This window comes from Allobosea sp. 01N443, from assembly GCF_056399325.1.
The window spans coordinates 42964-56533 of record NZ_JBFTRC010000002.1 but is presented as its reverse complement, the minus strand read 5'-3'; the positions used below and the strand labels follow the sequence as shown (position 1 = coordinate 56533).

The 13570-nt window shown below is 64.8% G+C and carries 12 protein-coding genes; 9 read left to right on the top strand and 3 right to left on the bottom strand.

Features of this window, described 5'->3' with window-relative positions; translation table 11 throughout:
- The first annotated feature begins 1 nt into the window (after position 1).
- The 5 genes from AC1DRP_RS01265 (at position 2) to AC1DRP_RS01245 (ending at position 6329) form a co-directional block, all read left to right on the top strand.
- A complete protein-coding gene (locus tag AC1DRP_RS01265) occupies positions 2–1306 on the top strand; it encodes a glycosyltransferase family 4 protein (RefSeq protein ID WP_441506379.1) in 1305 nt (434 codons plus the stop codon).
- Between the two features lie 41 nt (positions 1307–1347).
- Complete coding sequence (locus tag AC1DRP_RS01260; protein ID WP_441506378.1) at positions 1348–2553, top strand: polysaccharide pyruvyl transferase family protein; 1206 nt, start codon at positions 1348–1350, stop codon at positions 2551–2553.
- A 2-nt stretch (positions 2554–2555) separates the two neighbouring features.
- Positions 2556–3731, top strand: a complete 1176-nt coding sequence (locus AC1DRP_RS01255; RefSeq protein WP_476767591.1) for a hypothetical protein — start codon at positions 2556–2558, stop codon at positions 3729–3731.
- On the top strand, positions 3728–5137 hold the full coding sequence (locus AC1DRP_RS01250) for a polysaccharide pyruvyl transferase family protein (protein WP_441506376.1): 1410 nt from the start codon (positions 3728–3730) through the stop codon (positions 5135–5137). Before AC1DRP_RS01255 ends, AC1DRP_RS01250 begins: the two co-directional genes overlap by 4 nt.
- Positions 5138–5282: 145 nt before the next feature.
- Complete coding sequence (locus AC1DRP_RS01245) at positions 5283–6329, top strand: GSCFA domain-containing protein (protein WP_476767590.1); 1047 nt, start codon at positions 5283–5285, stop codon at positions 6327–6329.
- A 22-nt stretch (positions 6330–6351) separates the two neighbouring features.
- On the opposite strand, the gene AC1DRP_RS01240 is transcribed toward AC1DRP_RS01245, so the two are convergent.
- The 3 genes from AC1DRP_RS01240 to AC1DRP_RS01230 form a co-directional block, all read right to left on the bottom strand.
- Positions 6352–6981: a nitroreductase family protein gene (locus AC1DRP_RS01240; protein ID WP_476767589.1), complete on the bottom strand. Its 630-nt coding sequence runs from the start codon at positions 6979–6981 to the stop codon at positions 6352–6354.
- Between the two features lie 122 nt (positions 6982–7103).
- The gene (locus AC1DRP_RS01235; RefSeq protein WP_441490770.1) at positions 7104–7421 is read right to left on the bottom strand and encodes a hypothetical protein; all 318 of its coding nucleotides are present in this window, start codon (positions 7419–7421) and stop codon (positions 7104–7106) included.
- Positions 7411–7701 carry a hypothetical protein gene (locus AC1DRP_RS01230; RefSeq protein WP_476767588.1) on the bottom strand — a complete coding sequence of 97 codons (291 nt, stop codon included), beginning with the start codon at positions 7699–7701 and terminating at the stop codon, positions 7411–7413. Before AC1DRP_RS01230 ends, AC1DRP_RS01235 begins: the two co-directional genes overlap by 11 nt.
- Before the next feature lie 254 nt (positions 7702–7955).
- Here AC1DRP_RS01230 and AC1DRP_RS01225 point away from each other — a divergent pair, with 254 nt between their 5' ends.
- The 4 genes from AC1DRP_RS01225 to AC1DRP_RS01210 all read left to right on the top strand — a co-directional run bounded on the left by AC1DRP_RS01225 (position 7956) and on the right by AC1DRP_RS01210 (position 13498).
- On the top strand, positions 7956–9755 hold the full coding sequence (locus AC1DRP_RS01225) for an ABC transporter ATP-binding protein/permease (RefSeq protein ID WP_476767587.1): 1800 nt from the start codon (positions 7956–7958) through the stop codon (positions 9753–9755).
- Positions 9756–9864: 109 nt separating this feature from the next.
- Positions 9865–10428, top strand: coding sequence for a hypothetical protein (locus tag AC1DRP_RS01220; protein ID WP_441490773.1), 564 nt, complete (start codon positions 9865–9867; stop codon positions 10426–10428).
- A 349-nt stretch (positions 10429–10777) separates the two neighbouring features.
- Positions 10778–12301 carry an ABC-F family ATP-binding cassette domain-containing protein gene (locus tag AC1DRP_RS01215; protein ID WP_441506371.1) on the top strand — a complete coding sequence of 508 codons (1524 nt, stop codon included), beginning with the start codon at positions 10778–10780 and terminating at the stop codon, positions 12299–12301.
- Positions 12302–12550: 249 nt separating this feature from the next.
- Entirely contained in the window at positions 12551–13498 is a 948-nt protein-coding gene (locus AC1DRP_RS01210; protein ID WP_476767586.1) for a lysylphosphatidylglycerol synthase domain-containing protein, read from the top strand.
- Positions 13499–13570: the final 72 nt, after the last annotated feature.

The window sequence follows — 13570 nt, the reverse complement described above, 5'->3', positions numbered from 1 at the left end:
GATGCGCGTACTCGTCGTGTCCCATGGACACCCGACCCTGTCTCTCGGCGGCGCCGAAATCGCCTCCTACAATCTGCACAAGGGCCTGCAGGCAAGCGAAGGCCTCGACGCGCATTACCTTGCCCGTGTCGGCTCGCCGACGCCGCGTCACGCCGGTACGGCACTGATGAGCCTGCGCCAGCGCGGCGGCGAGCTACTCTACTACGCCGAGGAATACGATCACTTCCTGCTCTCGAACCGGAACACCGAGGAGATTGAGCGCGATTTCGTCCGCGTGCTGCGCGACCTGAAGCCGGATGTGGTGCATTTCCACCATTTCATCGGGCTCGGGCTCGAATGCCTGTTCGCGGTGCGGGACACGCTGCCCGACGCTCTCATCGTGGTGACCTTCCACGAATATCTCAGCATCTGCCATCATCACGGCCAGATGGTGAAGACCGGCGCTTTCAAGCTCTGCTACCGGGCCTCGCCGACCGATTGCAATGCCTGCTTCCCGGATATCGCGCCCGGCCGCTTCCTGGCGCGCGAGACCTTCATCCGGGGCATGCTCAATCTCGCCGATCATTTCATCTCGCCGAGCCGCTTCCTGGCCGAGCGCTACCAGGATTGGGGCCTCTCGGCCGATCGCTTCTCGGTGATCGAGAACGGCATCGACGTTGCCGAGGTCGCACCGCCCCGGCCCTTGCCGGACAAGACGGCACGGCGTTCGCGCTTCGCCTATTTCGGCCAGCTCACGCCCTACAAGGGGGCGGATGTGCTGATCGATGCGGTCACCCGCATCCCGGAAGCCGTCTGGGGTGAGGATTCCATCCTGCTCGTCTATGGCGGCAATCTCGAGCGCCAGCCCGAGGCCTACAAGAAGAAGTTCGCCGAACTCGTCGAGAATGCCGGCCGGCGGGTGCGTTTCTGCGGTGCCTTCCAGAACCACGAGATGCCGAACCTGATGCGCTCGGTCGACTGGGTGGTGATGCCCTCGGTCTGGTGGGAGAACTCGCCGATCGTGATCCAGGAGGCCTATTTCCACGGCCGCCCGATCCTTTCGAGCAATATCGGTGGCATGGCCGAGAAGATCGTCGACGAGGTCAACGGCCTGCATTTCCGCTCGGGCAGCTCGGAGGATCTGGTCGACTGCATGACGCGCGCCCTGAGCGAGCCCGATCTCTGGTCGCGCCTGCGCGCCGGGATCACCCGTCCGCTCACCCATATCGACTGCGCCGCCCAGCATATCGCGCTCTACCAGCGCCTGATCGAGCAGCGCGGCATGCCGGTTCCGGCCAGCCGCGCGGCCACGCCGATGATCGCCTGATGCCAGAAGAAGCCGACACGAAAACCAGGGGAGACAGAACCATGGCCCGCATCCTCGTCATGATCCCATCGGGAGAGGTCTACGACCATGACAATGTGCGCTGGTACCAGCACGCGGATCTCGCGAGCCATATCAACCACTACCATAATATCGGCGACGCCTTCGTCTTCGACTCCTCGTTGAAGCTGCTGAATTTCGAGAAGCTCGACGTCCTGCCGATCGCCAATCCGGACATGGCGCTGATCGACCGGTTGAACGCGGAATACGACTACGTCTTCCTGCGCGGTTCGAACTATGTCCATGCCGAGATGGAATGGAACCAGACGGCTGATGTGCTGCGCCGGCTAAAGATACCGGTCATCGCCTTCGGCATTGGCGCGCAGGCGCCGGTCAGCGGCAAGCTGGAGCTCAGCGAGGACACCAAGACCGTGCTCAGGCTGATGGCGGATTCGACCGCCTCGCTCGGCGTGCGCGGCACCTATTCGGCCGAGATTCTCAACGAGATCGGCATCAAGAATGTCCGGATCATCGGTTGCCCCACGGCGTTCCGCGCCAACAGGCCGGATCTCGCGATCAAGTTGCCTGCGCTCGACAGCGTGAAGAAGGTCGGCATCACGCTGCGGCGCGAGGTCTCGCCGACCTATGCGCAGGACATCAAGCGCTACCTCACCTTCCACCGCGACCTCGTGAAGTCGCTGGCGGGCCGGTTCGAGGCGACGCTGATGGCGCAGGGCGAGATCGAGGAGAAGAAACTCGCGCTGGGAACGCCGGAGCAGAAGGAGGAGGCGATGGCGGCGCTGCGCGGAAACGAGTGGGCCACCTCCTGGTACCTCGATGAGGCGATGGAGGCGCTCTATCGCGGCCGGATGTTCTATTCGGACGTGGTTGCCGATTACGAGAATCTCGTACGCAGCCTCGACCTCGTGCTGGGCTACCGGCTGCACGGCAACCTGATGGCGCTCGCCAACGGCACGCCCTCGATCTACTTCACCTATGACAGCCGCACGGTCGAGTTCGCCGAGACCTTCCAGATCCCGAGCTTCGACGTTTTCTCCGGCCAGGATTTCAGGCTGGAGGAGCATTGGGATCAGGCGCGGTTCGACCGCTTCAACACGACCTATGCCCAGGTCTACGCCGCGATGCGCGACTTCCTGGTCGAGAACAAGGTCGACACCAAGATGCGCGCCCCGGCGGTCAGGGCGGCGGTCGCCCCCGCCATTCCCGAGGCCGAACGAAAGGTGGCCTGATGGTGGAACGCACCATCSTTGCGGCCACGCTGGCGGCCTTGCCGCTGCTCGCCGTTCCGCACCTGTCATTTGCGCAGGCTCCCGGCTATCGCGTCGAGATCGTTCCCGGCGCCACGGAGGAGACCGTCTACGCCTGGTCGCGCCAGCGCTGCGAGGAATGGCATATTCCAGACGCGCCATTGCGGGCCTTCCGCAATCAGAACGGCGCGGTGGTCGCCTTCGCCAGCAATTACCGCAACCGCGCCATGGCCGGCCCCAGCCTCGACCGGATCGGGATTTCCTGTTCGGTCTCCTTCGAGGCCAAGAGCAGTCCGGACCCGAGCGAGTTCAGCGACAAGAACTGGCTGACCGCGACATGGACCAGCGACGGTCGCGACGTCTTCGGGCTGATGCATGCGGAATACCATGCCGACCGCTACGGCAATGCCTGCCGCTTCAAGGACAGGATGAGCTGCTGGTACAATGTCGTAACGGCAGCGCATTCGACTGATGGCGGGCGCCATTTCAGCGCAGAGCCGCGCCAGCTCGTCGCCGCGCCGGCGTTCCGCCAGGATGTCGGCCAGGGGCGCCATCGCGGTTTCTTCAACCCGTCCAACATCATCGAGCGGGACGGCGCCTGGTATGCGCTGATCGCGACCACCGGCGGCGAGGGCCAGAAGGGTGGCGTCTGCCTGTTCCGCAGCACCGACATCAAGGATGCCGCCTCGTGGCGGGCCTTTGACGGCACCGACTACACGGTGCGCGCGGTCGATCCCTATCGCGAGGACCTGTCGCAGGCGAAGCCCTGCCAGCCGCTCAAGGGACTGCCGACCACGGTCGGCTCCGTCACGAAGCACGAGCCGAGCGGACTTTATCTGGCGGTGCTCCATCTCGGTCCCGACCCCAGCCAGGGGATCGCGGGCGGCCGCGTCGCCTATAGCTGGTCCGCGGATCTGCTGCGCTGGTCGCCGCTGCAGACGCTCGTCGTGCATCCGACGATGTGGAGCAAGAACTGCGCTGACACGACCCGCTACGCCTATGGCGCGGTTGCCGACCCCGACTCCACCTCGCGCAATTTCGAAACGACCGGGGACGAGGCGTTCCTGTTCATGACCCGGATGCGGGTGAAGGACTGCAAGCTCGGTCCCGAGCGCGACCTCGTCCGCGTCAAGATTCACATCGTGAAGGACCAGCCTTGAAAATTCTGCGTGCCACAACGAACGAGATCGTCGTCTCCGTCGCGAGGCGTCCCGATGGGGCCTGGCCGGCGCTGCGCCTGCGGCTCGACGGCCAGGATTATGCGACGATCCAGCCGGGCGCGGTGATAACCGGCGATGCCGTCGTCGCCGAGCTCACCATCCCGCTGCCCAGGCTCGCGGACGGTCGGCCGCGCGAGATTGCGGTGCTCGATGCCGAGAGCGGCAAGATCGCGCCCGGCTCGGGCCTCGCCCCGATCGCGACCGAGAAAAAGCTGCGCGCACTGGTGATCTACCCGGCCGGAGAGGTCTACGAGCACGACAAGGTGCGCTGGTACCGGGCACCGATGGAGAAGCTACTCTCCGACTATTTCAACATCGGCGACATGATCGTCTTCGACTCGACGCTCAAGCTGCTGCGCTATGCGCATCTCGAGCCGATGAAGATCATGAATCCGACAGAGGCCGATATCGAGCGCTATGCCAGCGAGTTCGACTACGTCTTCGTCCGCGGCTCGAATTTCATCCATGAAAAGATGGAGTGGTTCCGTGCCGTCGAGGTGCTGGAGAAGGTCAAGCTGCCGGTCTACGCCATCGGCGTCGGCGCGCAGGCGAGCCAGAACCGCGCCATTGAACTGCCGGACGCCTCGAAGCGGTTCTGGCAGATCGTTTCCGACCGCTGCGCCGCCATTGGCGTGCGCGGCGCCTTCAGCGCCGAGACGCTGCGCCATAACGGCATTCGCAATGTCGAGGTGGTCGGCTGCCCCTCGATCTTTCGGACCCGCAAGCGCGATCTCGCCATCCGGGTTCCGGACCAGCGCGAGATCCGCAAGGTCGCCTTCAGCCTCAGGCGCGAGGCGGACAAGAGCTATACCGCCGACCCGGAGGCCTATCTGCGCAACCAGAAGGCCGCGCTTCTCAAGGTCGATCGCCAGAGCGAGATGGTGATGTCCTCGCATGGCGAGCAGGAGGAGAAAGCCTTCTTCCTGCGCGACGAGAAGGCGATGGAGAAGGCGGTGGCCGAGTTCGTTCACACCGGCTGGTGGAGYGGCGCCGATGATGCGGCGATGCGCCGGATCTACGAGAAACAGCTTTTCACCTTCTTCGATGTCGAGCGCTATGACGCGTTTGCGCAGGGGCTCGATCTTGCGGTCGGCTACCGCGTCCACGGCGTGCTGCCGGCGGTGGCGCAGGGCGTGCCGGGCGTTCTCGTCGCCTATGACACGCGCAGCCAGGAGCTGGCCGAGACCCTGAAGATCCCTGTCGTGCCGGAGTCCGCCCTCGCCGAAGGCGGGTGGCGAGCCGTCTATCAGGAAGCGCAGCTCAACACGCTCGCGAAGAGCTATGCCGCCTCCTACGACCGCATGCGTGACTTCCTCGACAGGAACGGCGTTCCCCACCGGATGTGAGGCTGACCCGTTGTCCTGAACCCTGATTGTTGAAGGGGGAGGGCGAGCTTCCCCGCAGCGCGTAAGCTGTGGGGGCGCCTGAACCGAACACCCTGAAAGAGGTCGGCGGCATGGTGTCGACGGCCAGGAGCGGCAGGAGCAGACCATGAAGATCGAATACGACGCGGGCACCGCGCTCACGATCATGCGCGGCAATCCGGTGCGCGGCTGGATCTCGGGCAAGCCCGAGCGCATGGCCAAGGAGCGACTGACGACCGGCAACTATCTCTCGGTCGAGCATAAGCCGAAGTTCCAGATCGATCCGGCCTGGCCGATTTTTACGATGGGCTCCTGCTTCGCGCGCGAGGTCGAGAACGTCCTGATGATGCGTGGGCTGTCGCTCCTGCTCGAAGGCCATGGCGTTCCCGCTGAGCATTTCGAGAGCTGGAACGAGGCGACGGGCCGCGGCGGTGGTGCGGCGCGCGGAAGTTTGAGTCGCGGCGCGCTCAACAAGTACTCGGTGCGGTCCATGACGCATGAGCTCAAGCGCGTCCTGCTCGACGAACCCTATCCGAATGAAGGGCTGATCGAGCTTGCCCCTGACCAGTGGTTCGATCCGCACGCCAGCGGCCTGAGATTGYTCGACCAGCAGACCGCGCTTGCCAACCGCAAGCGCCTGACGGCCGCGACCTCGCGAATCAGGGACGCGCGGATCTGTTTCTTCACGCTCGGGCTGACCGAGACTTGGCTCGACTCCGAGACCGGGCTCGCCATGAATATCCACCCCGGCCCGACCTGGCTCTCGCGCATGCCCGAGCGCTTCCGCTTCGTCGACTACGGCTATGAGGCGACCTTGAACGACATGCTCGGCGCGATCACGCTGATCCGCGAGCACTGCCATCCGGAGATGCGTTTCATCGTCACCGTTTCGCCAGTGCCGCTAGGCGCGACGTTCAAGGATGCCGACGTCATCGTGGCCAACAGCGCCTCGAAATCGGTGCTGCGCGCCGTCGCCGAGGAGCTCTACCGGCGCTTCGATTTCGTCGATTACTTCCCGAGCTACGAGATCGTCCTGAACTCGCCGCGTGCCATCGCTTTCGAGGAGGACCAACTCCATGTCGCCCGCAAGATGGTGGCGACGGTGATGGAGACCTTCGAGCGCAGCTATCTCGGTCAGACGATCGGCGCGACTGCCAGCCCGGCGCTGGTCTGACGCAGACTCACCGGGAACAGGGTCAGTCCGTCCCCGTCCACACGGTGGTGATCGCGTCGATATCGGGGCGCCGGCGCTCGGTCGGCGCTTCCTTCGCCGTGCCGATATGGACGAGGCCCGCGAGCTTCTCGCCGCTCGAAAGCCCGAACAGGGCGTGCACGCCGGGGCTGTAGGCGGCCCAGCCGGTGAGCCAGTTCGCGCCGAAGCCAAGCGCGTGGGCTGCGGTGAGCAGGTTCATGCAGACCGCCCCGGCGGAGAGATCCTGCTCCCAGACCGGGACGCGCRCCTCGGGGTCGCTTTTGCTGACGACCAGGACGATCAGGGGCGCATAGGTCAGCGAGCGGCCGATGATCCCGGTGAATTTCTCACGCTTCTCGGCATCCATCGCCGCGTTCTCGGTGGCATAGAGCCGCGAGACACGCTCGCTTGCCCGTTTGCGCGCTTCTCCCGCAAGCACGATGAAGCGCCAGGGTTCGAGCACGCCATGATCGGGCACGCGGGCGGCGATCGTCAGGATGCGGGCCAGCGCTGCAGCATCCGGGCCCGGCTCGCTGAGCATCGTCATCCCGACCGAGCGGCGCGTTTCGAGCAGGCGCAGCAGCGTCTCGCCATCCCCGGGCGCTGCGGCAAGGGCCGCCTGGCTCTGGTTCATGTCCTCACGTCCTCGATCGTTGGCGCTTTCGCGCGTGCCCGCGCTTGAAGCATCGGTCCGAAAAGTGGATTGCGGCCTTCGGGAAAGCCGATGCAAACCCGAAGACTCAGATCACCGATGATCTAAGCCCGGCCGGCAACCTCGACCAGCCTCAGATCGGCGATCGGCGCCGGTCTTGCCAGACGCGCCAGGGCCACCTGCAGGGCGTCGATATCCTGCTCCGGGCTCGGCCGCCAGCCGCATGGACAAGCGTCCTCATGGCGATGGGCATCGGAGACCTCGCGATAGATCGAGCCGATTGCCTCGGCGGCGAGCCGCATCACGGTCATCGGGGCGAGCTGGGAATCGTGCAAGGCGTTGCAGAATGCCGTCATAACCACCTGCCGCAGCGCGGCGCGGGCGGCCTCGGTGTTCTCGTCATGGATCAGTTCAAGCGGCACGGTGGGCGTCCTCCCGCCGATGGTTGGGTTTCTCACCTTGGGCGGGACCGAGCGGCTGCGCCGATCCCTCGATCGCAGCAGTCAGCAGGTCGACGAGACGCTGCATCCGCGCCGGCAACGCCTGATAGGCGGCCGGGCTTGCATTGGCGGGGCCCTTTGCGAAGGCGAGCGCCCGACGCAGTTCGAGCGTGGTCGCCTTGGTCCGCAGCGTTTCCTGGATGATGAGTTCGTCGCTCCGGCCGATTGCCGCAACTACGTCCCCTGCAGAAATCTCGCCCATCTCGTTGCCTCGCCGTGACCGATTCTTACATGGCGAAATTCAGTAGGCGCGAGGGGGTTGTAGTGCAACGTATTGTTTTCATTGAATAAATAGAACAATTCGAAACTGCGGGGTGGCATCGGTGCCGCAAGGTCAGAATCATTCAGCCTTGGTTCATCGAGCGCAGGATAGGCGCCATGCTGGCAGGCGTGTGCGGCAATCGGGAAAACCCGGGCGTGGACGTGTGTTGTTCCGATCCGGGGGGATCATCGTTCTTGCTGAAGTCAGTCGAAGCGCCTGGCATTGCCGAAAGCCTGCCCTCCGATCGGCAGGTCGCCTGGCGCTTTGCCGGCTTGACCGGCGGTTTCTGGCGTGGAACGACCCGTGGCAAGGCCYGGTTCTGGACGCTGTCGCTGGCGGCATCGATCATCTTCAGCGTCTTCGTCAATGTCACCGTCAATCGCTGGAACGGCTGGTTCTTCGATGCGCTGGAGAAGAAAGACACGGAGAGCGCGCTGACCGCCATGGCGGTCTTTCCGGTGCTCGCGCTCATCGTCGCCGGTATCGGCGTCGCCATCCTGGTCACGCGCGAGACGCTCCAGGTGCACTGGCGGCAATGGGTAACGGCGAAGCTCGCTGACGGCTGGGTTGGAGAGCGACGCTTCTTCCGTCTGAGCCTCTCGAATGACGAGCCGGCCAATCCCGAATATCGCATCGCCGACGATGTGCGCTGGGCAACCGAACCGCTCGTCGATTTTGCCATAGGTCTGCTGTCGGCTTTCATCACCATCGTGATGTTTATCGAGATCCTCTGGGAGATCGGGGGCGCGCTGACGATTCCGGCCGGCTCGGGGGCGATCACCATCCCGGCCTATCTCGTATTGGCGGCAATCCTCTATGCGGTGCTGGTTTCGCTTCTGATCACCGTTGTCGGCCGCCGGCTGCCGCGCCTCGTTGCGGCTCGAAACGAGGGCGAAGCCAAGTTGCGCTTCGCCCTGATGCGCATTCGCGATCATGGCGAGCCGATCGCGCTCGCTCGCGCCGAGGCAGGCGAGCGTCGCGCCGTTGCGCGCACCTATGACAGCCTGGCGCAGCGCTGGCTCGCCATGATCCGCCAGCGCGGCAGGCTGACCTGGATCACCAATGGCAGCGGCGCGCTCGTTCCGGTCGTTCCGTTGCTGCTGGCCGCGCCGAAATATCTCTCCGGCGAGATGTCGCTCGGCGGGGTCGTTCAAGTCGCTGCCGCCTTTGTCGCCGTGCAGAACGCCTTCAACTGGGTGCTCGACAATTTCATGCGCATCGCCGAGTGGCTGGCCGCCGCGCGGCGCGTCAACGAACTGGCCGACGCGCTCGACCGTGTCGAACAGAGCCGGCCGGATGATCATCTGACCGTGAAGCAAAGCCCTGACACTCTGCTGTGTCTCGCGGATGTCACCTTGACCGATCGCGATGGCCGCAACCTGGCCGCCGATCTCAGCTTCTCCCTGCCGGCCGGCGCGACCTTGCATCTTTCGGGCGAACTCGGGCTCGGCAAATCGGCGCTGATCCAGGCGCTCGCCGGTCTCTGGCCTTGGGGCAGAGGCGAGATTTCCCTGCCGGAAGGAGCGCGGGTGACCGTCGTGCCGCACAGCCTGCACCTGAGCGAAGGCAGCCTGCGCACGATTCTTGATACGGCGTTGACCCGTCCAGGCGATGCGCTTGCCGATGCCTTGCGCCGTTACGGGMTCTCTGCGCTCGCCGCGAGCCTCGACGAGCATCGCGACTGGGACAAGCTCCTGGCGACGGGCGACAGGCAGCGCCTGGCGCTGGCCCGCGCCGAACTCGAAGCGCCTGACGTGCTCCTGCTCGACGAATCCACCAGCGCCCTCGAAACCGACACTGCGCTCGAGCTCATCGCCGAGCTGCGAGCCGTGCGGCCCGGCGCCATCATCCTGCTGATGGGCCAGAGCCCTGGCTTTGCGGAGGCCGCCAGCCACCATCTCGTGATGAAGCGGGCCGGCGGCGTGGCGCGGATGGCCAATCCGGATGGCACGCCCGCCCTGCGGGCCAGTGTGGTGGAGCGGGGCCTGACATGACGGTCGTTTCGGTCAGCCTTGCCGCGAAACCCTGTACCTCGGGCCCGACCAAGCCCGCCTTGCCTCATGCCGCAGGTATGACGGACCTGCCTGTAACGGAGCTGATCGCATGCTGAACATCTGGGACGTCTATTGGGGCCTGCGGGTCGAGCAGTGCCCTTGTGACGTGCATTTCGTCGAATGGCTCGAGGAGCAGAGCCTCACCGGCAAGCGCATCTATCATTTCGGGACCGGCGGGCATCACTATATCGGCATCCGCTGCGCCGAGCCGGAGCTCGACTGCACGGTGCTGGGCATCACCGCTTCGCCCAAGGAATATGATGCCTTCGTCAAGCTGGCGACCGAGAACCCCTCGATCACCAAGACCTATTCCGCCTATTTCGGTGACATCTATACCAGCAACGCAAAGCTGCTGCCGCGCTTCGATATCGTCACCCTGTTCCATTCCTGCGAGTTCCGCAGCGAGAAGAACGATGCCTATGGCGCGCTTACCGATCTCGAGGTGATGCAGCTCTTCACCGACCAGACTGACGCCGGCGGCTATATCCTGTTCTATACCGGCTCCTTCGCCTATGCCTCGGCCGAGCCGATCATTGCGGATTGGGCGAAGTCGCGCCCGGTCGAGGAGGTCGGCCTGTTCAAGACGCTGCGCGTTTTCCGCAAGACTGCCTGAGGCAAGCCGCAGTTGCGAACGATTTGGAACGGCGCTAGGGCTGTTGCCATCGTTCACTCGAGAAAGGGGGGCTGCGTGATTACGTTCTTTCGTCACCATCGTCAGCGTGGCCCCGTTCAGGCCCTGCAAGCTGTCTTGCAGGGCTGACCCAAAGACGATCGCTCAACGGTTCTCTTCCGGTCTGCCCTTCGTGGCGGCGCAGCGTCGAGCCTCATGGCTCCGGTGAACTGCGCCTCTCCCAACCCAACGARCTGACGCCGCACAGGCATCCGGCATCCGCATCCTCAAGGCCGTGGAACGCGCCTTTCCTGGATGCCGGACAACGGCTCGCGCAGTCCAGAGAACGATTATGGCTTTGATCAACGCCCGCAAACTTGGCGTCACGCTCGGTGCGCCGCTCTTTTCCAATCTCAATCTTGCGATCGGGGCGGGAGATCGCCTCGGCCTCGTCGCAGCCAATGGCCGGGGTAAATCCACCCTGCTGCGCTGCCTTGCTGGTTCCCATGAGCCTACGACTGGCGAGATCACGCGGTCGCGCGGACTTCGCGTCGGCCATGTCGAGCAGGAAATTCCCGCCGGGCTGCTGGCGTTGCCCCTCTATGACCTCGTCCGTCGCGCGCTCCCGATGGAGCAGGCCGAGACGGAATCCTGGCGCGTCGACGTTGCGCTGGAGGCGCTCGAAATTCCCGAGGCGCTTCGCCGGCGCCCCCTGTCGCAGCTGAGCGGCGGCTGGCAACGCTTCGCCATGCTGGCCAGCGTCTGGGTGACCGATCCCGACATGCTGCTGCTCGACGAGCCGACCAACCATCTCGACCTCGCCCGGATCAGCCAACTCGAGGAATGGCTGAACGGTCTGCCGCGCGACGTGCCCGTGGTGATCTCCAGTCATGATCGCGCCTTCCTCGACGCGGTGTCCAATCGCACGCTGTTCCTCAGGCTGGAGAGCTCACCGGTCTTCGCGCTGCCCTATACGCGGGCGCGCGCCGCGCTGGATGAGGTCGACGCCTCGGAGGAGCGTCGCTACCAGCGCGAGATGAAGGCGGCGCAGCAGTTGCGCCGGCAGGCGGCGAAGCTGAACAATATCGGGATCAATTCCGGCAGCGACCTCCTCGTGGTCAAGACCAAGCAGCTCAGGCAAAGGGCCGAGCGCCTGGAAGAGGCGGCGAGGCCTGGCTATCAGGAGCGCTCATCGGGCGCGATCAGGCTGGCCAATCGCGGCACGCATGCCAAAGTCCTGGTGACCCTCGACGATCTTTCCGTCGAGACGCCGGATGGGGCGCCGCTGTTCAAGACCGGCAAGCGGTCGATCGCCCAGGGTGACCGGATCGTGCTGCTGGGCCGCAACGGGACCGGCAAGTCGCGACTGATTGGCCTGATCAGGGACGCGATCGCGGAAACCGACGCTGCGCGCATCAAGGTCACGCCGTCGCTTGCTCTTGGTTATAGCAGTCAGAGTCTTTCCGAACTCGCCGATAGCGATACGCCGCACGGCGTGATCACCCGGCGCTTCGATGTCGGCGACCAGCCGGCGCGCAGCCTGCTAGCGGGGGCGGGTGTGTCGATCGACATGCAGAGCAGCCGGATCGGCGCGCTCTCGGGCGGGCAGAAGTCGCGGCTCGCCATGTTGGTCTTGCGCTTGGCCAATCCGAATTTCTACCTGCTCGACGAACCGACGAACCATCTCGACATCGAAGGGCAGGAGGCGCTGGAGGGCGAACTCATGGCGCATGAGGCGAGCTGCCTGCTGGTTTCGCATGACCGCAGCTTCGTCAGGGCGGTCGGCAATCGCTTCTGGCTGATCGAGAATCGCAAATTGGTCGAGATCGAGGGGCCGGAGGCATTCTTCGCTGCGGCTCAAGCCGGAGAAACTTGAGGTTGGCCAAAAGCTTGGGCTGAAGCGGACAGATGTCGTCGGGCCRTCGCAATGCCGGCCCGACGCGACCTGCGTCAGCCTCATGGTGCGCATTCGCCGCGTCGTCCCGTCTTGTGGATCGCGGCCGAGGMGCTATCTGTCGGGGCCGGGGCGCTGCGGTGCCCTCCCGTCCGCAATCGACGCGAGCACATTCCCACCTCGCGCAATTGACCACGAGAGAGCATGTCGTACGGCCCGCACGAGCCCGGAATGCCGCTGCGCAAACGCAGTCGCTGGCGCTGGTTCGGCCCACTTGCCAGCACGGTCATCTTCGTCGCTTCACTGGCCGTCCTCTGGCTGATCATCCGCGAGATGGAGCCGGGCCAGGTAGCCGGTGCCTTCGCCGATGCCAGCCGCCGCCAGATCGGGCTGGCGCTCGGCTTCACCGCGCTGAGCTATCTGCTGCTGACCGGCTATGATGCGCTGGCGCTGAGAAGGCTGGGGATGTCGATCCCCTACCGAACGACCGCACTCGCCTCCTTCACCAGCTATTCCGTGTCCTTCACGCTCGGATTCCCGATCGTGACGGGCGGCACCGTTCGTTACTGGATCTACTCGGCCAAGGGGGTGCGCGCCTCCGAGGTCGCTCGCCTGACGATTATCGCCGGCCTGACCTTCTGGCTCGGCCTCGGCGCGATCCTCAGCGCCTGCCTGTTCTATGCCACCGATTCTGTCGCGATGCTCGCGCGCACCTCGCCCTGGGTCGTGCAGGTCGTCGGTGGCGCCACGGGGCTCGCCATCCTCGGCTATCTCGTCTGGGTCGCGACCGAGGAACGCACTTTCCGGGTCCGCGGCTGGAATCTGCCGCTGCCGGGGCTCGGCATCACGCTAGGCCAGATGACACTTGGCGCCTGCGAGGTCTGCGCCGCCGCCGCCGTGCTCTTCGTACTGCTGCCCGGCGGCTATGGGCTGGAATATCCGGCTTTCCTGGCGGCCTATGTCTTCGCTTGCCTGATCGGCATCGCCGCCCATACGCCCGGCGGGTTGGGAGTCTTCGAGGCGACGATGCTCGTCGCGCTCAACCGACTGCCCTATGGTCATGTGCTTGGAGCCTTGCTGCTCTTCCGCATCATCTACTACCTGCTGCCCTTCATCCTGGCGCTGGTGATGCTGGCGCTGCACGAAATGATCCGCCGCATTAAGCGCCACGATATCTAGGGTGCCGCCCCTTCAGATCATCTGACCTGATCTCGTATCCGGTCAGATGATCCGACTGCTGTGATTGCCGCG

Excerpts from the sequence above, each read along its gene's own strand:
- AC1DRP_RS01265 (WP_441506379.1), top strand. The coding sequence starts at position 2 with ATGCGCGTACTCGTCGTGTCCCATGGACACCCGACCCTGTCTCTCGGC.
- AC1DRP_RS01260 (WP_441506378.1), top strand. The coding sequence starts at position 1,348 with ATGGCCCGCATCCTCGTCATGATCCCATCGGGAGAGGTCTACGACCAT.
- AC1DRP_RS01230 (WP_476767588.1), bottom strand. The coding sequence starts at position 7,701 with ATGGGCGAGATTTCTGCAGGGGACGTAGTTGCGGCAATCGGCCGGAGC.
- AC1DRP_RS01220 (WP_441490773.1), top strand. The coding sequence starts at position 9,865 with ATGCTGAACATCTGGGACGTCTATTGGGGCCTGCGGGTCGAGCAGTGC.
- AC1DRP_RS01215 (WP_441506371.1), top strand. The coding sequence starts at position 10,778 with ATGGCTTTGATCAACGCCCGCAAACTTGGCGTCACGCTCGGTGCGCCG.
- AC1DRP_RS01210 (WP_476767586.1), top strand. The coding sequence starts at position 12,551 with ATGCCGCTGCGCAAACGCAGTCGCTGGCGCTGGTTCGGCCCACTTGCC.